Annotated in this window: 2 protein-coding genes; both read left to right on the top strand. The window is 64.1% G+C overall.

Annotated features, from left to right (window positions below; genetic code table 11):
* A partial coding sequence (locus ON44_RS36305; protein WP_040698999.1) for an MFS transporter occupies positions 1–1,913 on the top strand: 1,913 nt, incomplete at its 5' end.
* A gap of 407 nt (positions 1,914–2,320) precedes the next feature.
* Positions 2,321–23,300 (top strand): alpha/beta fold hydrolase (locus ON44_RS36300; RefSeq protein ID WP_157187479.1); only part of this gene is annotated, 20,980 nt, incomplete at its 3' end.

Here is a 23,300-nt window from a genome sequence, read left to right as displayed (position 1 = left end):
CACGACCGGATTCCCGCTGGCTGCAATGGATCCGCAGCAAGGCCCCACAGAACAAGGAGCTCGCCCGGCTCTACACCGGCGCTACCATCTCCAGCATCGGCGGCGTCGGCCTGGCCGGCTACGTCCCGCTGCTGGTCGATCAGATGACCGATTCGGCGCTGTTGACCGGCATCACGGTATCCCTGACCCAATTAGCCGGCCTGATCGCACAGATCCCGGCCGGGCGGCGCGCGGAACGTGACGACAATCTTGAAACGCTACTAAAAATGTCGACAGCCGGAATCGCGATCACGGGCGCCGCTGGCGGCTGGGTCGCCGCCGGCCTACCGGGCGCGTTGGAGGCCATTATCGGATCGGCGGTCGCCGTAAAGGTCATCGACGTCATCAACGCAACCAGCACCTCGGTCTACGCTAGGAGACACCTGGCGCGAACGAAAGAAGAGCAAAGCGACGCGAGACGGCTGTCGCTGATCGAGAGTCAGGCGTCCGGCACGGTGGGACCGTCGCTCATGCAGGCGGCCGGGCACATCTCGTCGGCGTTCCCCTTCTTGGTCGACACCGCATCCTACGCAGTGAATCGGTGGCTACTGCGCCAGCTCCCCCGGGTGGTACCGGAGAAGTCATCCGCGGAAGTCCGCCTGTTCGATGGTGCCCGTGCCATGTGGCGGGACCCATATATGCGCGGCCGCACCGGACTGCTGGTTCCGAGTGCTTTTGGGGTTTCGGCCGCCAGCGTAGAGCTGGCAAATATCGTCAACGACGCAGGCTATTCGCCGACCACAACGGCATTGGTCATGTCCGCCGGTAGCGCCGGAGTTCTGCTTGCAGCGCTATTCAAGTCGTGGGCCGAGCGCGCCGACTTGAAATGGTCGCATCCGGCCGCGATAGCGACGTGGGCCGCACTGACCGCCGAATACGCGACCACAACCAACCCGTGGCTCCTCGGACCGACCTCGCTTGCTGTGGGTGCGGCCCTTGTATTAGGCAACCTGAAGATCCTCGAGTACCAACAAGCGGTCGTTCCCGTGGAGGCTCTCGGCGGAGCGATTGCGACAAGCAACGTCATGACTGGTATCGGCGGAATTCTCGGTGGCGTACTCGGCGGCTACATGTTGTCAACGGTCGGCAACGCTGGGACCGGGTGGATACTCACGGGAGTTTGGAGTGCCGTGGCACTCGGCTCGGCGGCACTCGCAATCGCTACAGGTGCCCTACGCGGTCGGAATAATGAACCGGGACCGGCCGGTGATGGCTCGACCACACACCAGGAACCCGACACCCACACACTCGACCCCACCATCATCAAAAACTGCGCCATCCAACTCGCCCGCGTATTCCGAGCCGTAACACTCACCCACGACGGCTCCCCCGAACCCGACCCAACCGACCGCACATGGGACTCCACAAAAAACTGGAAACCCGTCGAAGCCACCCTCGGAGCCCAACTCCGCCCCACCCCATACGACGGCGACCCACGCTTCACCACCACCGCCGAAACCGTCCGCAACGCCGCACAAACCGGCATCCACATCGCCGTCCTCATCGTCGACTACGGCAAAAACTCACACTCCTACACCTTCGTCAACGCCGGAAACGAAGTACTCGTCTTCGACACCCTCGCCAAAGACCCCACCCCCGACCCCAACGACCCCCACCCAGACGTCTACATCCCCCACGTCCGCAACTACGACGGCGACGAAAACGGCCAAAACAAATGGCAACCCGCAGACCACACCGTCACAAAAGTCTTCGCCACCTACTACACCAACAACCATGGCACGCTCACCCCCACCAAAAAAATGCCCCCTGGTACCGACACACCAAACACCCCCACAAAATCGAAGGACAACCCAGCACCAACACCCCCGACAACGCACCCGAACCCAACACCCAGAACAACCCCACCACCCTGACCAACAACGAAAACTCCACGAACACAAGCAGTTCCGGCCATTCACCGAAAACCGACGAACACACCCAAAAATCCGACGGCACCCGCACACCCCGCACCCAACCAAACACCAACGAACCCAACCAACAACAACGCCAACCAGCCGAACAACAAAACCCCCAGACCCAGCCCGAACCCAAGCAATCAACACCCGACAATGCGCCCGGCGATCAGGCAATCGCGAGTACGTCCGGTAACGAGCCTAAAACCACTGCGGACCAGCCGGATTCGGAGCAACGCCGGGCGGGCGAACTCTCCCCGGGGACCGACCGCCGGGTCAGTGGCAACGCTGAAACAAACCTGCCCGGCGCGCAGCCGGAGACCAGCGAGCATCGCGCCGATCCCGCAGGCGGACGCAGCAACCAGGATGTGGCACCGACAGAGCCGCCCGGCCGACGCGAATCCACGAGTCCGGCTCTGGATTCACCATGGCGCAAGCGTCGATCCGCCGGCGCCGGTGCCGCATCGCAGGCACCCGAACACCGCAAGCCCGACGGGACGACGCCCTGGACCCGCAGTCCCCAGCCCGCAACTGCCGCGACGCACCCGACTCCGGACCAGCCGCTTGACGCCGCGGCCTCGAAGACGCCTGCTACCCCGCAGATGCCGGACACGCTCGCCGCCTCCTATCGTGAGCTACACGATTGGGCCGCGACCCGGTCCGACGAAGATGTACAGCGGCTGATCGCCCATACGACCGCCGAAGTCACCGCGCATCTGGGCGCCTTCCGTCACGGCGCGCCGCCGCCGGTCGACGTCGCGGTGGCCGCGGCGCGATTGCTCAATGTCCTGATATGGGAACAGTGCCACCGGATCCAGGCGAATACCCATCAGGGAACCATCCCCGACTACTCGACGCTGTTCGACCTCGGCCGGGATCTCGAGACTCGCCTGCCAGTTGTTCGGGCGTTGCTAGCCGCCACGAACGCGGTGTTCGACCTCGCCGGTGCGCTGCCCTTGAAAGCATCCGAGGACATACCCGAGCCGCTCGGCGCCCCGCAGAACGAGCTGAATTTCCTGGACACTCTCCCCTCGCACCTCGGACGCATCGTCCACAGCATGACTACCGCTGTCGAAACGATGCCCTGGTCCGAGGATTGGGGGTTCCCCAGGAAGACCAAACCGGAAGGCGAGCACCGCGCGCCCACCAACGCGGCGATCAGCGCAATCAACGGGCTGGTAGAACATTTCAAAGTACGAGGGACGGATCGGACGGACTGGTCCGAATATATCGACGGCTACCTGCGGACCGGACTGATCGGCGGATTCGATGCCGACGTCGCCCGTGCGATCGACGCGCTGCGTTCGGAATCGGATGCCTTCGATCCGACGCGAACGGAATCCGACCGAACCTTTGCCGCGGCCGCGGCATCATTCCTGCCGAATATCGTCACCGTTGTCAGCTATTATCTGACCCGAACTCGCGAGCCCGCCGCCGCATTCGAGCTACTCGAAATAGCGAGCAATGCCTTCGTGGCGAGCGCCGCTCGCCTGCCCGATATCCAACCCTTGCAGGATGCGGCCGAGCTGATAAGGCATCTCCGGGACGCGATCGCCAAACATCGGAAGCCGCAGTTGGATTTTCAGGATCCGACGATGTTGCGCGGGCGAGCTTTTACCTTGTTCGTGGACCACCCTCGGTTTTCCGAACTGCTTACGCAGACAGTGCTCGCGCTGCGTCGAGCCGCGGAGACCCCGACCACCGCCGCCGGTACGCGCCCGACCCAAAAGGCATCGGATCCGAAAGATCAAGCGGCAGCAGCCCATGACACTGCCGAGCAGACCAACGACACGGCAGGACAGGGCGAGAAATCGACCCGAACGCTGCGCAAAAAATTCGGAAACAAGATATTTCGCCATGCACTGACAGAGATCGGCGAAAACCGGACTGCACTCGAGATCCGCGACGAAGTCCTCGAACACGCGGTCGAATATGTCGATCTGATCGGGGACCCGCGCCTCGAGGCGTTGATCATCTCGACCACTCGACGCCTGGTGGAGGAACATCGCGATTTCCTCAGCTTCCGAGACCGGATCTTGGCCGAATTCATTACCGAGGAGGATGGCGCCGCGCAGTTCCAGCGGGAGATCACCGCGATGGCTCAGGCAACCAAATCCGAATTGGTGCGCGCGCTCAGGGCGCTCGCCCCACCCGCCCAGAACAAAAAACGCCAACTTTGGCCTTTGAAGCGTGGCGAAGGCGAAGTGACCGTCCGCCAGTTGGTTATCACGGTTGCCGCAATCCGTGGCGCGTACTGGCAGCTCCAGACCACGCCGACGTCGACAGCTCGCCATGGTTACGCCTTGACCGATCGCGAACTCGAGGTCCTCGAGCTGATTGCGCAACGGCGAGGTAGTCACACGATCGAGAGACTTCTGGGCATATCCAAATCGACCGTTTGGACGCACCGAAGTCGCATCGAAGGAAAGCTCGGAATCTCTCGGCTGGCCACCGTGGAACCTGCCGCGGCCGAAGCGGCGGCGAACCGAAAGGACGACGTTCGGCCGAATCCCGATCCCAGCGTGGACAACGCGGCCGCCCGGCTGGCCGCATTTCTCGCCCCGACCACCGTCGAGTCCCCACCGACCGAGGACCCCACTGTCGACGACGCTGCGGCGCGCCTCGCGGCGATGCTGGCTCCCAGCGCGGACAAGCCGGCCGCGCCAGCGACGCCGCTGACGCCACCCGATCGCGGCGTGCTGTCGGAGCGTGAGGGAGAGGTGCTCGACCTGTTACAGGCGGGCATGACGCATGCCCAAATCGCGGCGGCACTGGGGGTGGATGAGCGGACCGTAAAGAATCACCAGGCCAATGCCGCCGCGAAGCTCAACACCACTGGTGCGGTTCAGACAGTCATGGCGGCACGGCGCCAGGGACTGCTCACAAAGCTGACTCCGATCCAGTCGCATGGCATCAGGCTGTCCCCCGAGGAACTCTCGATACTTCGTCTGATGGCGGAAGGCTTGTCGGACATAGCCATCGCGGCGCGGCTGGGAATCGCGACGAGAACCGTGGTCCGTCGCCGCGCGCGCATGGCCGAGGAATTCGGGGTCCGGCGACGGACCCCGCTGTTGATGAAGGCACTGCACCTGGGGATCCTCGACGAGGCATTGCCGCACGACGGTGGTAAGCCGACACCACAGCTCGACACTTCCTCGCCCACAAGTCAATCCGCTCCCGACGGTCGGTCGACCGGCCTCGACTCCGTGCCGCCGACTCACACCGGATACAGAACGGTAGCCCCATCGGAGGTCCCGCCTGAAGATGCGACGGAGATCGATCTCGTCTGGCTGACGGTGAACTCCGATGGACAGTTCCTCGGGCCCGATAACCAGCAATATCGCACCGACGACGACCGAGGCGGCCAACCGTTCTTGCTGACAACCGCAGGAAAATTCATCACCACCAATGCCTCTCACGATGAGCTGCTCGTCGCATTCCTCCAGCAAGGCGGGTCGCTCGACGAGCTGAGCGGCTTCGGAACCTTCAAGCTCGACGGCAGACCGACCGAGGTCGAGGCGTTCGATCAGAACTTCGGCGATTGGAACGCCGACCCCATGGTCCCCGCCCAGATTCTGGACGCGCTGTTGCAGAGCGAGGTCGACCTCAGCGCATGCGCATTCGATGAACTCGGCGCCGATCGCCAGGGCCTGATGTGGCGCGGCCAGGGAGCGCAAATGCCGGTCGCCCAGCTGGTTCGCGACAACGGCCGAGATGCCGACAAGCTGTTCCGCGGCTACGGCGTCCGCCGACGCGCCGACGGCGAGGATGTCGTCTTCTGGGTGGGACGCACAAGCACGGAGTCGGCCGCCGGAGCCGTATCGATCGAGTTGCCGGTCGAGCTCGCTCGCGGTGGCTCGGCGGCGGTCACCGTCACCCTGACCCCGCACAATGACACCTTCATCGCCCGCTACAGCATCGTGGACCTGGGACCGGACCGGCCACGTGCTATCGCGGCGATCGGATTGCTTCACGAAAAGTTGACGACTTGGCTCGCGGAGTCGGGCATTTCGTGGGCCGAGGACAGTAGCACCGCGCCCGTCGACGATCGGCGCGAGCCGACCGCACCGCCGGCCGACCCGACCGCACCATCACCGCGCCCCAATCGGGCGAAATCGACCGGGGCCACGCCGCAAGGCCGCGCATTGCCGCCTGGTGTCGAGACCTTCGACCACGCCCAGAACCCCGTCGCACCTGTGCGATTCCGTCTCGTCGGTACCAACCGGCCACAACAGTTGTTCCGGCAGGGGCTCGGCTTCCAGCACGACGACAACCAGGGCGACCCACGGTTCTGGGATCCACTCCCCCAGCATCGCGATGAAAACGCTTCGAGCGCACATAATCCTGCGGCCGAATCCCGCGGCGACGGACCGGACGGATCGAGCCCGCGACCGAGCACCGGCACCGAACTTCCCCCGGCAGTCCAGCGAAGGCTGGCAACGGCCGAAACCCACGCGGCCGAAATGGCGGCCGAAGCGCTGCGCCCGGGACAACGGCTCGGTATCGATACCACGAGCCTGCATCTGCGTGACGCCGCGGAAATCGAACAGTTGGTTCTCGACCTGGAGGAGCTGCAGCGGCAACGCCTCGCGGCGGCGCTCCAACAGCCGGTCACCTCGGACGAGTTGGCGAGGATTCAGGCCGACGATGCTGCGGTCCGGGAACTCGGTCAGCATTTCCGAGCGCTGAAACCGCATGTCGAAACCGCCTTCGAACATCTGGCGGAGACGCGCATCGCCTTGGCGATCCTGGCCGCTCGGGATCTGCTCGCCGCCGAAGGGGCGGTCCCCGTTCTCGACGACGAGGGGCGTCCGGTCGAAGGTGTCGGCGAGGTGCCGGGCGAACGCATCGTGGTCGTATCGCCGCTGCGAGGCCAGGAGTTCCTGCTGGATGTGCTCGCCCCGGGCTTGCGCGAGCGAGCAGAACGTGAAGGGTTGCCGATCGAATATCGGCGGGTGTTGATCGACAAGAGCGGGCATCTGCACAACTTCCGCATACGCGGCGATTACGACGGACCCGACCCGGGGATCGGTTTCTACACCATCCCCGAGGAAACCGCGTGGCTGAACGGCCTCATCGATGAGCGACCCTTCGCGGAAAAGGTTGCCGAAGCCGAAGCCTCCGGTGAGCTGTCCCGGCGGCGTCTCGACTCCGGTTCGAATCGTCCGACCTCACCGCAACAGATCTATCTGATCACCTACAACAACGGGTACCAGGCAGTCGAATGGACAATGCGGAACGAACGGCAGGCCGACTCCCAGGAATTGGGGCTGGGGACAGCCAGGGACGTCGGTGTGCCGGCCCCGGATGTGCTCCGCCGCACCGAACTCGTCCTGCTGGTGGAGTACGTGCCCGGACGCGACGCGGATCGCCTGCCCGCGCAATTCGGCACGGACGCCTGGGAAAGCTATCTGCTCACCCCCGACGCGAAACGACTGGGATTGGCCAATGGCCTTATCCGGCCATCGAATTGGCATACCGGCGACAAATGGCGCCTGGACCGTGCCGGACGTCTCGTGCCCGTCAACTATCTCAACGCCTACACCGACCGCGCGGATCCGATCGGGTTCGTCGAACGTGTTGTGACCGAGGAGAACGGCACCAAGGAGTGGCTCCCCCACGACACCCCGTCCGAGGAGATCGCGGCGGACGAGCAGCGGCTGATCGACTCACTGTCGCGATACGCACGCCTTGGCCGAACGGGCTGGTATGTCGATGTGCTGGAGGGCTTTACCGGGTTCCAGGAGACCGCGGTCGAGACCACCGCCTCGGCCGGTACCAGAACGACCGATCTGGTGGCAGCTCTGGCGCAGCAGCGTTCCGATCGCGAAACCCGGGATGCGGCAACCGAATCGCTCCCCGTGGATGGCGACCACACCACCCACCTGAACGAACTTCGCGAGCAGGCCCGCGCCAGGCGCGATCAACTCGCTCAGCAACACAACATCGCTCAGCGACACAACATCAATCCGGCGAACTTGACGCCCGGATCGGCGGCGTTGCGACGACTGCACAACGGACTGGCCGATGCGGAGGACATGCTGACCGCACCTCCAGCAATCGCGCAGGACCACAGCACCGACTACCGCGACCTCCGTAATCTGCTCGCCGCGGCCGAGCGGGTCAACGACCTCGACGCCGAAATCCGCCTCCGCGCCAGACTCGACGCGGCAGTCCAGCAGGGCGAAGCACGACAGGCCGCACTGCGGGCCAGGATCGCGGAGCTTGCCGACCGGCAGGGTGTCGACCTCGACGATCCGGCAGCCCCGCAGCGCGAACTGGACGAACTGGCTCGTCGAATCGCGCAGCACCTGGGCATCTCCCAGTCGGCAGTGGGGCCATGGGTGCTGACTTTTCTGGAGTTCCAAGGCGCGACGCAAGACGATACCTCGCACCAGATGGCCCTGCGGTACAACGATCTCGCCGCACTAACTGGGTGTTTCGGTGAACTCGCCTTACTGAACGAGAACACCACCGCGTTCGAGTCACTGGCCGCGCGATACAACGCGGCAACTGCGCGGCGCGAGCAACTCCGCGCCGACATCGGTGCGGCGGCCGATATCGCCGCCATCGTATTGTTCGATCCGCTGGATCCGGATCCCGCTCACGAATCGGAAGGCTCGCAGCTGCATGGCATTCGTGCCGAGGTTCGGCACCTCGGTAGGCAACTGCACGAAGTTGCTGATCAGCTGCTCGTCCCGCCTGCACAAGCCCGGCAAATCCTCCCGAGTCAGCTGCCGGCCGCCGGCCGCGCACGCGCCCGAATGGCGACCGTGGCGGCCGAACAGGTATCGCACATTCTGGAATTGCTGGAGCAAGACGACCGGAACAACGGACTCGTTCCCGACCCCGGATGCGCGGCAGCCGAGGCCTTCCACTTCCTGAATCGGGAGCAACGGTGGGATCTCGTCGGGCGCATGAAAGATCTCGTCGATGTCGCGCATGTGCCGGCACGATGGCGTGACCGGGATACTCGGACCGCGATTCCGGAGGAAAAGCAAACCCTCGCAGCCAATCTGGCCGGACTCGCGGCCACCGGCCACGCCATCCCGCCGGAATCGCACCTCGTGAACGCCATCCTCGACGCTGCCGTTGCCGGTATCGCGATGGCCGAAGATGTCGCGGCCACGTTGCCCGGGGAACCTCCGGTCCACGCACTGCAGTTCGCGTCGAGCGAGTTCGGACAGCTGACGCTGGCCATCGGCGATGTCGATGCCGCCGACGAGGTGCACGTCATCATGGGCGGCCAAGGAGTCGACCTGGATTCGGTTACCTCGGGTGTGGCCAGGATGGCCGAAGGGATCAGGAATTCCGCGCGGACCGCACCCGGCCGCAAGGTCGCCTATGTGCTGCAGATCGGACACACCGACCCGAACAACGCCGCGCTGAGCCTGATTTCCGAACTCGTCGGGCTGATCGACAACCGCAGGTACTACGCCACTCAAGACGGCGGGCGACCGGAACTGACACGGATCGTGCTCGAGTCGAGCGGTAGTCCGGCCGATGACATGATGGCGCTGCTCGCCTATAACGATCCCGAGCTGGCGCCCTATCTCGTTCAAGCAGCGCCGTCGCTGCCTCAGCCGAGCCCCGACGGCTCCACCACATTCGATTTCCCGGACGACCAGACACTGTCGTGGCACGACCCGGCCCTGGCAATCCTGTTGGAAGGCAGTAGGGATTGTGCGCTCTGGATACTCTCGCAGCTGCTTCTCGACGGCGTACCGGTCCAGTTCCCGGACGGACCGCAGCTCCCGGCCGGCATGTGGCCGAGACAGCTGGCGCGATATATCAGCGCTGCTTGGAATTCCAAGGAGATCAGACCGGACGAGGAGCGCACCGCCCGCGACAAGATCGACGACCTCCTGGGCGATCTGGGCCCGGGCGCCCAGATCGTCGTGGTGGTCGATCGACCCGGCGAACTGGGTGCGCATGCCACCCTGTGGCGTAAGGACAAGAAAACCGGTCGCACCATCGAAGGCGACCTGGTCGGCTACGACCCCAACCGGAAACGGCTGGAACGCCGGGACCGTACCGAGAAATGGACCGAATATGTACGGGGCACCTCCGGCCCGGCGGGTGAGGCGGTCTACGCGATTGCCATCGGCAGCGACCGCCGACCGGTCACACCACTCGATCCGAACCTGCCCGTTCCCGGTGCCCCTGGACACGACTATCCCGGGAAGCTCATCGGCTCCCCTCCGGCCGAGCCCGATGGCCCGGCGAGCCCACCCGACAACGAGCCGGTCGAATCCAACGCCGGGAAAGAGGTGGGCCTCAATGCCCGTCCCAACGAGGTAGTGGACGCGTCCGCGCAGCGGGCACGGCTGGTCCGGCTGCGCGAGCAGGCGCGCGAAATGCGCGACGCGGCCGCCGAAATGCGCGACGACCTCGACCCCGCGACCTTGGAAGTGGACCCCGCACGGCCCGACCGAGGTGCACCACAACTGGAACAGCTGCGGCAAGAGCGCGACGCGTTGCTCGACGAGTTGGTCCGGTCCGGCGAGCGCGCCGAGGATCTGGACGCGGACCGGTTGGAAACCCTGTCGATGGGGTCCGATGCCGAGAACGCCGCCTTCGCCGGAGACTTGTTGGAGCTCAACACCCTGGTGGACAACGCCGACGAGGTGAACCGCCTCGACGCCGAGATCCGCGGGCTCGACGCGCAGGCCCCGGTCCTACATGGCCGGATCGTGACCGACGAGGACGCCACCGACACCGCGACACCCGAGCAGCCCGTGGACGACCAGCCGTTCACATATCGGCCATTGCTGTCCGACGACGAATTCAACGCACTCCCGCGGGAACGCCAACATGAAGTGGCCCTCGCGGAATTGTCCACAACCGCACTGGTGTTCCGGACCCGCGAGGAAGCCATCGCCTACGCCCGGCAATACTGGAATCAGAATTTCTCGGAGCTGGAACGTGAATCCCTCGCCTGGATCAAGGGCTCGGTATCGGAGAGTCCGCTGGGATATGTGGCGGCCAATGACTACCTGATCACTCCCGAAGAGCAGCGTTCCGCGAACGACGATGCGGCGCGACATGTTCAGTGCGTCGACGAAACGATGCACCGCCACCGCTCCGAGCGCGACATGTTCGTGACGGTCCCGCTGGTGTCGGAAGGGACCACCGGGGTTTCCTGGAACCCTGGCTTCAGCACCGCCGAGATGGGGCACCTTCCGTCGAACCGGTTCGATTTCCTGGACGTCGGAATTACCTTGGCTCCCAAGGGAACCCGAATGCTGTGGGTCGAATCCGTCACCGGGATACCCGAAGCCGCCCTCGGACACGGATTCACCCGCGTGGTTACCCGCACGGTCATCGACGGGGACCAAACCTTCGAGTACGGCTATATGTTGCCGCAGACCGGCGACGCAGCTGGACCGAGGCAGCTGACCGGCGGACCGGATGCGCCCAACCAGGCAGCGACCACCATCGATACGTCCGCCCAGACTTCCGCCCAGCCTCGGCCCGCCCTTCCAACCGGGAAGACCACAGTCGACGAGTCCCCCGCCGACATGGCCTTCGAGCATCCCGGGATCACCCCCTTCGCCCCCGACACCCACAGCGAGAACCAGCCCGGTGTCGAAGCGGCGCAGCCGACACCGGCTCAGCCGGACGGTTCCGAAGCGAGTGACTTCTTCGCGGTGGAACCGGCCACGCAGGCCGACCGAGACCTGGCGGCGCAAGCGTTGCGCAAGGCGGCGCCGGACGCGACGGCCGCGTGGATGACGCGTGTCAATGACGCCCGCCGTCGCAGCGCACAGCTCGAAATCCAGCGCTGGTGGCACCGGTTGAGCGATGACGAGCAGGCGGCGTTGGTCAAGGTGTATCCGGGGGAAGTGTGCGCGCGGGATCAATACTTTCCGACGAACGTACAGAGTGAGGCGGCTGAGCGGTCCTTGAAACTGCTTGTGCAGGAGCTACGTTCGCTACCGGCCGAGGAACTCACCGATGCACAGACTCGGCAACTGGAATACGCCGTTCGCTTGTGGAACGACCTGACACAGGCCAGAGCACGCGACCTCGACATCCCATTTGCCGTGCACCTACTGCGATTCGACCCGACCACGCTGGTGAGCCTGGTCGGCCTGAGCTTGATCGTGCCCGGCGCCGAGGACGATGTGTTCTGGCATCTGCGAGTCGGCCCAGACGACACATCCTGGCCCGATCAGCTTTTCGAACCAGGGCCGGGCGAGGACGACATGGCGGTGCACCCCGGACGACGTACCGAACACCGCCCCTTCGAGGTGACCGTGGGCACACCCGGTGTGCCGGGCACACACCTGGCCGCCGCCGAAGTGGAACACGCCGCAGAGGTCGCGGCCGATGAGGTGGCCGAATGGCTGGGCATGAGGGACTGGCACAGCGACGAACAGATCGAAACTGTGCGCGTCGCAGTTGCGGAATTGGCCGCGCGAGCGCTCGCCGACAGCACCGGCGAGGTTCGTGTCGTTGCCCGAATTCCGCAGAGTCTGCACCGGGCCGGTGAGCGCGAACTCATTGTCGAAGTGATCGACAACAACCCCGAATCGTCTGGGGTTCAGGAATTCACGGCCGCCCGGAAGGCGGACAAAGCCGGAGTTGTGCAACTCGAAGACCGGAAGTCGACGTGGCTCGCGTTCGAGGAATCATTGATTCACGCCCTCCTCCCGTCGAATGTGCTCGGGGAGGAGCTTCTCGGACAGCGGAATATCGATATCTTGGGTGGCGCAGACCCGGGTTTCAAGTGCGGCCGAATGGCGTTGCACCGCCTCGGGTTCTCCGCGATCGCCGCGCCCGGCTTCAGCGAGAGTTTCCGTCCCGACTACCCGATGCCGTTGCCGTGGCCCGACGAGGTGGTAGGCGCCATCACAGAGCTTCCCCCCTACTGCCCATCCAACTTCGCCGCCGCGGTAGTCGCCCATGCACGAGACTTCCGAGCACTCGGCATCAGCGCCCGCGAGCACAAACCATTTCTCGAACGCGCCGGCATGCAACCAGGCTTCCTCAACGACGAGGAATGGGCTTGGCTCCAAGACGTCGGTGGTCAGGACCGGACGCGCGACGGAGTACATCTGGACCGACTGTTCCGGGTTATCAAGGACGCGGTCAGCGAAAGCTTGGATGCACTGCTCCCAGAAGTCCCACACGACAGCGACATCCACGTCACCATCGATCTGGCCACCGGCACGTTCCAAGCCCACCTACCGGTCACCGACCTGACCTTCTTCGGTCCGCCGGTACAACTCATCGAAGGAAAATGGCGGGTACGCGACGGCGTCGTGCTCGCCGTGGCCACGGTGCCGCATGCAGGTGACGCGACCCCCACGGCGCACATCGCGGCGGATACCCAAGAACCCGAAACCGATTCAGCAGCAAGAAGTTCCGATACAGCCGAGATTGCACACCGCACCCAGCAAAGCGAACCGATCAACGTCGTCACCAATAGCGATAAGGGCCGGGAGATCGCCGACGCGGCGGCTCCTACCGATGAGCAACCACCCGAAACACCGACACCCGAAACGCCGGTCGATACCGTGGAGTTGCCCACACCGGCCGATTACGAGCTGATAGGGCAAGCGCTGGACAAGCTTGTGCCGGGCGCCACGATCGCGTGGCTGAAGCTTCGAGACGACAACGTTCTCGCCCATACCGACCACGAGTCGTGGTGGGAGATCGATCTGAGTCCGCAAGAGCGGGCGACGCTGATCAAGGTATATCCCGACGTGGTGCTCGGGATGGATATGACCCATGATCTCGAGACGCTGAACGCCGCCAACCGACAGCGGGTGAAACTCCTTGTGCACTCGCTGAATTCGCGACCACGAGCGGAGCTCAGCGATTTCGAACGTCAGCAACTCCGCTATGCCACAAGTCTTTTGGTGGAGCTGGCCGCCGCGCAGCAGCGCGCAGATGTAATGACCGATTCACATCAGGTGCCACTGGTGGAGTTCGACCCGGACACCTTGGTGAGCCGGGTCGGACTCGAACAGCTCGGACCTGAAGGAACGCTTTCGTTCTGGCATCTGCGTGTCGGCCCGTACGACGCGTCGTGGTCGCACCTGCTGTTCGAACCGGGCCCGGGTGACGAGGCCATGGCCGTGCACCCGGGACGACGCGAAGGCATCCCGCAATTCGAGCTGTCGGTAGGCCCGCGTGGAGTCGACGGCATTCAGCTCGGTGACGCCGAGCGTCTGACGGCCGCACTCGAAGCCGGTTCCGCGCTGACCGAATGGGTGCGCACCAAGAAGGAATGGCTCAGCGACGAGCACATCGCCGACGCGGAGTCGGCCGCCGTCGAACTGATCCGGCGTTCGCTCGACAACAGCACCGGCGAAGTTCGCCTCGCGGCACGAACGGTCGGGACAACCTACGGACGCCGAACACTGCTGCTCGAGGTCATCGACAACAATCCCGAAACAACGGCGGCACAAGATATTCCGGGTACGCGAACGGTAGTCCGCTCCGGTGTCGTACGACTGGCACAGTCCAAGGGAACTTGGCTCGAATATGAGGAATCGATAATCCAGGGCCTGCTCCCCCCAGGTGCCACCGGAGCCGAAATTCTCGGGTTGCACCGCATCCGGGTGTTCGGCAAGGGCGACCCGGAACTGGCGTGCGCGAGCGACGCACTGCAACAGGCCGGATTCGCCCCGCCCAACCAGAGGCGGCAAACCGAAGACGCTTTCAGTTACTACTCACCCGCGCCGGAAGGCGCGCTGGTCGCCAGCACTGTGCAGAATGTGCCTGCCAATGCCGACCAGGTAATGATCTATGCGGCGGCGGTGGTCGGGCTCGAAAGCGACTACAAGACGATCGCTATCCGCACCACCGCCCACTACCAGTACGGCCTGCCCCGCGACAACCAAACGGAATTCGTCACCGATTATTACGCCGCGTCGCTCAATCTCGCGGAATGGTCATGGGTGCGCGCCCACAGCGACGACGAACCCGCCGACGAACAGCCGGGCATGGTCAATCTGTCGCATCAGGGCGTGAACTTGGTGTCACTGTTGGAGACAGCCAAGCTCAGTGTCAGCGATACTGTTCGCCGGTACTTCGATTTCGCACGAATCCCGTTCCGCGGCATCAACGTCCGCATCGATCTGAACACCGGCGACTTCGTGGCAGACTTGGCCACCGGCCTGGTAAGCCAGTTCGGACTTCCGGCGACAATTCGGGGTCGAGTCGCCGTCCGCGACGGTGTCGTGGTCGCCGTGGCTTGGATCCCACGATCCGGCGACGCGACACGCGCAACGACACCCGCGGAGTCGACGACCGATCCAACACCAGCCGAACCAACCAAAGCAGCGAAGCCCGCGGTCGATCCGCCCCCCCGGAGCGAGGCCCAGCCCACTGGCAGCACAGCACACCCGATACCCGACCGGCCGACAGGTACTGATACCACGGCATCGGTTGGCCCAGATCACCCGCAAGCCACGACGTCCGAGAGCCAGCCGCCTACCACGATCGCGCGCTTGGACGTGCGAGAGGTGCTCGACCAGATCTCGAGGCGTTTGCGCCTCGACGGCCGCGGTGGTGCCGAATTCGACGCCGAAGGTCTGTCGCGGCCGGAAATCGAGGTGTATCAGGAGCAGTTCGCCATGCTGAGCGGGGGATCAGGCGAATTCCATGACCAGGTCATGGAGCAGATGCGCCAGGCCGCGCTGGAAGCCCCGCTGGACAGGTACCTCAACAGGTACGGCTTGGTCACTCCCGTCGATGAATTCCATCCTCCCGAAGGAATCATGGGAGAAGTCGACTCCAACGGGGTGCTGCAAGCAAACATCTACGCAACCAAACGCACGCCGAGCGGGACCGAGATGTTCGGCCACCTGATGAACGCCATCGGCCATCACGTGCGGAGTGTCCGCGGTTTCTGGGAGGTCGGCCTCGGGGAACGCGATAACCTCGATACCTTCAATGCGCTGATTCAGGATCTGTGGTTGTCGCCGGAGGATGCGGCGCTGGGCACGTTTACCGCAAAGATCGTCGAACCGTACGGATTCACCCGAGTCTCGATCGAGGGACTGATTGGTCATCCCGGTGAGTATTCCCATGTCAGGGTGTTGTTCACCAAACCAGCAACCGAAACCACCGAGCCCGAGTCGCGTGCGGCCGCCACCGGTTCGTCGGTACCCGAGGCCCGGGTCGACAAACCGCCGGCGCCAACCCACCCCGCCGACGGACCAGCACCCAACCAACCCCCCGCCCCACAACCACGGCAGTCACCAGGACGCGCCCCTGACCACACGGCCACGCACAACCCCCAAGCACCGAGCCCCCATGCGGACACCGATCGATTCGGGATCGGCGCGGTCGGCTCGATCATCGGTGTCCGCGCTGCCGAGGGGGTGGATCCAGGTCCACCCCTGGCGCGCCAACCACATCTATTCGACCCGGTGCTCGATGCGTTCGGCCGGAATCCGGAGGGCCATGCGTTCCGGGGTCGCGGTAAGCGAAAGGCCCAGCCAGAAGCGAGCGCGCCCGGCGAACCCGCCCATGCCTCGCCCGCTGAGCGGTCTCAGGAATCGGAGGTCGAAGGCGGCCGAGCCGAATCGCCTGCTCAGGATCACGACCTTACCGGCCGCGGTTCGCCGGAAGGCATGGCGGAATCGGCGCCCGAGCAGCGGACACGAGCGAAACCGATCGACGAAAGTGGGCTCCTCCCTCGTGAACTCCAGGTGCTGGAGCTGATATACGCGGGTCTGTCGCGCAGTGAGATCGCGACAAGGCTGCGTCTGAGCCCCAGGACCGTCTCGAATTTGAGCAGCAGCGCGGCCAGAAAGTTCGATACCGCGGGCGTAATTGCCACCGTCGTCGAGGCCAGGCGCCGGGGCCTGCTCTCGAATACCGACACGTCGGATTCGACATTCTTCAATCTGTCCCGTGCGGAGATGCAGTTGCTCCGACTGATAGCCGAAGGCAAGACGAACGAGCAGATCGCCAAGAAAAGGAAGGTGGTGCCGTATACCATCGAGCGCCACTACGCGAAAATCGGTGAGAAGCTGGGAGTTTCCGGGCGGGTGCCGATATTCATGAAGGCACTGCGTCTCGGATTAATCGATGAGGACGACGGTTCCAACGCGACCGAGCCGACCAGGCAGAATTCATCCGATAATGCAGTATCGGGTGGTGAGCCCGGTGTATCCGTCCCATCGGAAACCTCGGGCATTCCCGCCGCCAGCGACCGCGCTGAATACATGGAGACACCTGCGCTGGCGCCCGAATTGTCCGAAGAGGATGTCGCGCTCGACGCAGAGATACGTGAGCTGGAGCGTGCGCTCGGCATCGAAACCGATACCGAGCGCACGCTCGAACTCATGCTGTACATGGAGGACAAGTTCCGCGATGTGGCCATCATCGCCGGCCAGGATCGGCCCGAACTGCTGTTCGGACGTAAAGAGTGGCTGAGCTGGCTGGATGCCCGGGTCTACGCCAAACAGCATCTCGAAGACGAACTAAGTGTGGAATTCATCCTCGAGCTGCATCGACGGCTCGGGCGGCGGATGGATCCGGATAACACCGGGAGATTCCACCACGCGAAAAACCAAAACTGGGGTGAGCTGGCCTGGCCCGCCACCGAATACGAGAAATCCGCGCTCGATGAGAATCCGCTGCTCACCTACGTGCCCGGTCCTCTCGAGTCCGGCGAATACGGGGTCGTACTGTATCCGGCAGTGGAGGGACAACCCGGGGCTCGCCGGATCCGTGTTCTGGACGCGCCGCTGACCGAGGCGGAGATCGCGGAAATCAATGAAAACCCTTTGCTGGGATACATACCCGCACCGTTCCCCACGCGGGAATACGGAGTCATCCTGTATCCCAACTTCGGCGGCCTGGACGGAGTACACGCGGACGTAGAAGCGATGTGCCGCTCGTACAACGACGCGGTCAGCGCCGGTCGCGATCCCTTTGAAACCGCTGTGGACCTGGAGCTTTGGAGCATTTCCGGCCACCACGGCAAGGGCGACTACCACGGCCGACTGTCCAGGATCCTGTTGAACTGGACGCTGGAGAAGGCCGGGAAGCCGCCCAGCGCCATCCCGGAATTCGAGGAAGACCTGCTCTCCACCCGGCAGGATTGGGTGGAGACGGTCAGGGCGGGAAGTCTGCGTTACCGGCTGCGCAAAGCCGAAGTCGAGCAATCGGGCGGCATGGTGGACCCGGTGACGCTGCTCGGTCTCGAGCAGGCGCGACAGCGCTATGAGCAGATGGGCGGCAGGCGTTCACCGTTCGTGCCGGGAGAACAACACGATGGCCACGCATGCAGGCAACTGCTCGCGACGCTGCAGTCCGAAGGGCCGGTCGCCGATGGCGACGAACAAATACGGGCGGTCATCAACGACCTCGCATCAGGGCGCATCGCAGCCGATTCCGACGATCCAACGCCAGCCGAACCAACAAAGGCAGCGGAGCCCACGGTCGGTCCGACCCCCCGGAGCGAGGCCCAGCCCACTGGCGGCACAGCACACCCGATCCCCGACCCCGACGCGGCCCCCGCGCAGCCCGATCCTGCACCCCCCACCGGTGGAACCACAATCGATGAGCCCCCCGCCGAGATGGCCTTCCACCACCCCGGACACAACCCCCTAGTCGACAAACCCCACCGCGTCGCCGGCCTCAACCGACCAAACCACATGCTCGACCAGCACCTGGGCAACATCGACAACAATGTCGAAGGCGACCACATCCCATGGAGCAACCCGAAACGCCCGCGCCGCGCGCCGACGCCATCCGCCTCCCAACCCGAAACACCGACGGCGGTACCCGCATCACCCGAAAGTGACGAAACCGACTCGACCACAACGGAAACCGATGCGGACCCGACCGACACCGATCCGGTCGAATTGAGCCAGGCGGTGGTCGATCGGATCGCGATCCTGCGGGCGCGAGATATCGCAATGACCGGCAGGATGGCGCGACTCGCGCGGGCGGGCATCGCGTTTCGGTCCGATCCCGTGAACGAAGCTCAGGACCAGATCCTCGCCGAGATAGCACGTCTGAGAACGACCGGGACAATAATCGATGACGTGCCCGTGGCCGCTGGTCCGGACACGGGGCTGGCGCTCGATTGGATGTTCGCCGACCGCCTGGTGGCACGGGCGCGCAACATGACATTGGCCTATCTCATCAGCCGCCGGAGTGCGACACCGGCTGAAGCCCACGAGATGCTGACCGAACTGATGCGGGTGGTCACGCGCGCCACCGAACTGTCCCTCGGTACCGACCACGCCCGCGATGCCGCCGATTTAGAGTCCCTCACAGTGATTTCCGACTGGACCGGTGGAGGCCAACCGGCACCTGTTCTGCTCGATCCGGCCGATCCTGCGGATGACGGAATTCCCACGACGCCGACACCACGACCGCTCGAACACCCCAGTACCGCTTCGAACAGCGCGACGAATCCGAAGACCGTTCGGCAGGAACATGATTCGACCGACAGCGCACGATACCTCTACGGCCACCGCGCAGTGCTGCCCGAGGACAAAGCGCGCACGGTGCCCGAGCCCGTCGAAACGGCCGATCTGGGCCAGATCTCGACGCTCTACGCAGCGCGGATGCCGGACGGCAGGACCGTGCATTTCCGTCTGCTCGGCGACCCGCGTGGTTACCCGATCCTGGTGTCTCCCGGCACTCCGGTCGGGATCGACGGTCCACTGCCGGATGCGCACGAGTTGGCCAAGCGCGGGTACACACTTATCGTCGTGGAGCGACCAGGGTACGGCGACTCCGACCCACTGCCCGGACGCACGGTGGCCGACTGCGCCCGCGACATAATTTACATCGCGACAGAACTGTTCGCCTTCGACCACTACTCGGTACTCGGACGCTCCGGCGGCGGCTCGGTGGCGATTGCCGTCGGTGCGCTCGATCCCGAGCATGTCGACCGGGTCGTCTCGCTGGTCGGCACGTCACCGGTCCTCGATGACCGCGACACTTGGATGGCGAACATGGCCGAATGGATGGAGAGGATGGCCGAGGCCAACCAGGCCGTCTACCGGAGCCCGGATCTGCAAGCCATGGTCACCAAGCTCACGGACATGGCCGAACAGATCGCGCGGGACGGGACCTGGCTGATCCGCTACAACCAAGATGCTTTCACAACCCTGGACCACATGTGGGTCGGCACACATCGCGATCAGCTGGCCCGCGGCTATCAACGCGGTCTGCGCAACTACGTACACGCGTGGGCCGACGACTCGCTGCAACTGGTTCAGCCCTGGGGAGTCCGATTCGACGACTACCGCGTACCGGTCGATATCGTGCACGGCAGCCGAGACCAGTTCTCGCCGGTCAGCCACAGTCAGACCAATGCCGCGCTGATCCCCACCTCGACGCTGTATCTCTTCCGCGGCGTCACCCACATGATGGGCATGGACTCGCTGCCTGTCATCACCCACCACTTCCGCACCGAACGAGACGCGTTCTGGAGTCAGAATGTGCGAGGAAACGAACGGCGACTATCGGAAATCCACCGCACTGAATCCGAGCCACTGCCGTTACCGGCCTGGACATATTGGACCCGCGGCCGCTGGGATGCGGTCGCGGACTATGACGATGCCCCGGTGCGGCGACAGACGGGTCACCGCCTTCCAGCGCCACCCATAGCGTCAGGGCGAAATGACAGCGAAGCCGATTCGGCGGCGAGACCACCCGACCGGCCCACACCAGAACAACAGCAACACAAAATCCAGGGCACACCCGATGGTGAGGCGGTGCCAGAAAATCGGCGACTCGAAGCCGAGGTGCAACGGGAGCAAAGCTCTTCCACTACTCCACTCGAGATACGAGGACAGGATCCCAGCGACCGTATCCGATCGCGCATCGCCGATTTCGCGGCGCGGATGTTTCCCCGGTTTGGTCAAAATGACGCCGCATCGGCACCCACCTGGGTTGCGGGGCAATATCGAACCACAGATGAAATTAGTCACGCATTCGCGGAGCAATATTCCCTCACCAGAGCGACCTGCGATTCGGGAACCAACCTGGAAGCGTTCCAGGTGTTCACCCAAACGTTCCACGACCTATACGAAAAGCATTCTGCGGTGGACGTCATCACAATCGGCATCACCGGCCTGAGTGACGGCAATACCGGCCGTATTGTTCCGCAGCTCGCCTTTTCGAATGTACGCACGGGAGAGCTGCTTCTGGACGCTGATTTCGTAGCCGGGTTGGGGCCGAGTCAAGTTCGCGATGCCATGACCCAATTGTTTGCCGGGGCAATGGTGTACGCGGGGCGGTGGCGGGCGGAGGCGCACGCCATGAACGCCTTGCGAGACCGCTTCCAACCGGACGGCAGGGAAGTGGACGAGGACGCGTTCCACACTTGGTTGCGACTGCAATTCCCCGATTTCTGCTTCACAGACAAGGGAAACCTGAACGTCCGCGAGGCGCTGGTGCGGTCGTTCAGGGATGTTGAGCTCGGAAGCTCGAACGTCACCGCGGGCGAGCAGACTTTGTACAAGCTGCTGGTCGACCGAGCACACGAACTGCGCGGGCGTGCGCCCCGCACGTCGACGAGCGACGAGGAGCCGACGTCGGCTCGGATCAAGAAGATGGCCCAGGATCTGGAGCGCGACTTCGACGTCAAGGTTGTCGGGTCCGACTTGGCCGATGTCGACGCCGATATCTTCGAGCAGTTCATCGGCAGGGTCCGTGTTCTGCTCACCGATGACCCCGGTCTACTTATTGCCGATCCGGAGGAAGGTCGGCCGGTCATCAGAATTGGGCCGTTTGCGAACGAATTCATGATGGGTTTCACGAATAAAATGACGATCAACGGCCAAACCCGCGCCACAGGGTTCGTTTTGAGCGAACGGTTCGCTATCAACGCGCCGTTGTTTCATGATTTTCTGGCCGAGCAGTTAGAAGCCGACTTCTTGGTCGGCGACAGTGCTCGGCCCGCCGACTCGATCATGGGCCATGAAGGCGGCCACGCGGTTCATCTCCGCAGCGGACTCTACGACGACCCCGACGACTTCGACAACATCATGGCCGAGCTGGTGCAGCTTTTCGTCCGCACCACTCGCCCCACTGATCTGGGTGAATTCGACGAGTGGCTGAACCGAGAACTCAGCCGCTACAGCCGCAAGAAGGATGGCAAACTCAACCTTCCCGAGTTCTACGCCGAGGTATACAGCGCGGTGACGCTGCACGGGAAACTGGCAACCGACGCTCAGAAACTGGCGTACTCACGGATCATGGGCCGGCGACGTCAGCTTGCCACAACAGGTCACAACCGAATCGAAAACTATACGGACACAGCGAAATTCGCAATACGCGGCGAGCAGCCGTCCCGCCGCGGTGAGCCCGCGGACAGCCGAGCCGAATCGGCAGCGCAAGCCGATCCGTCGCGCGGCGACACAACCGAACTCGAGCCGACCACCGGCAACGGCCAACCGGACACCGTCGAACCGGGCCAAGTGCGAGCGCCGGCGGGACGGACGATCATCGAAGGTCTCGGCCTGCCCGCCGAGGTAGCCACGGCCGAGATCATCGGCGAGGATCCGACGGCGGCGCTGCTCCCGGAGGAGCAGGTACTGCTGGATGCGCTGAAGACGAATCCGGACGGGGTGCGCGGACGCGAAATCGTGTACGGACGCACGGTCGCACACCGCGCGCAGGCACGCCTCGGTGTACCGGTCGCGCCGGTGCTCCGTGCGGGTGGGAAGGCGACTGGAATGCCACTCTGGCAGCCCGGTCTCGTCGGAAGCATCAGCCACAAACAGGGCCTCACCCTTACCGGCAAAACCGGCTACTTCGTCGCCGCGGTATCTCGGCACCATCGCGCGGTAAGCATCGACGCCGAATACAACGAGCCGATCCCCGATGATCGGCGCGATGGCATGGCGCTGGACGCGGAGCTCGCCTGGCTCGACCGGATCGGTACCGACGGCGACGTGCACTGGGACCGAGTGTTGTTCTCCGCCAAGGAAGCTGTCCTCAAGGCATGGTACCCGCTGACACATCGCCGGCTCCGCTTCAAAGACATACTGATCACGTTCGATATCGAACGAGGCGAATTCACCGCACAACTGCTGATCGCGGATCGCTCCACCCTGGACGGCCCACCACTGACCGAATTCCACGGTCGATTCCTGGTCGAAGGCGGTATCATCCTCACCGGAATCGCTGTGCCGCAACTAGATTCGGGGACGACGTCATCAACACCCGGCACTGAAGCAGCCGACGTCATCGGCGCTAGCGGTCCGATTCCGGCTGACAAACCGGACTCCCGGAGTCTGAATGCGATGATCGAGTCCGGACAGCACCCCGCACCACACCCATCACCAACCGGACCCACCACTGACCTCGAATCAACAGACACCACAACCGATTCCGGCGTCCCCGATTACGTTC

This window comes from Nocardia vinacea NBRC 16497, from assembly GCF_000308835.1.
GTDB lineage: Bacteria > Actinomycetota > Actinomycetes > Mycobacteriales > Mycobacteriaceae > Nocardia > Nocardia vinacea.
This window is presented reverse-complemented; position numbering and strand designations above follow the sequence as displayed.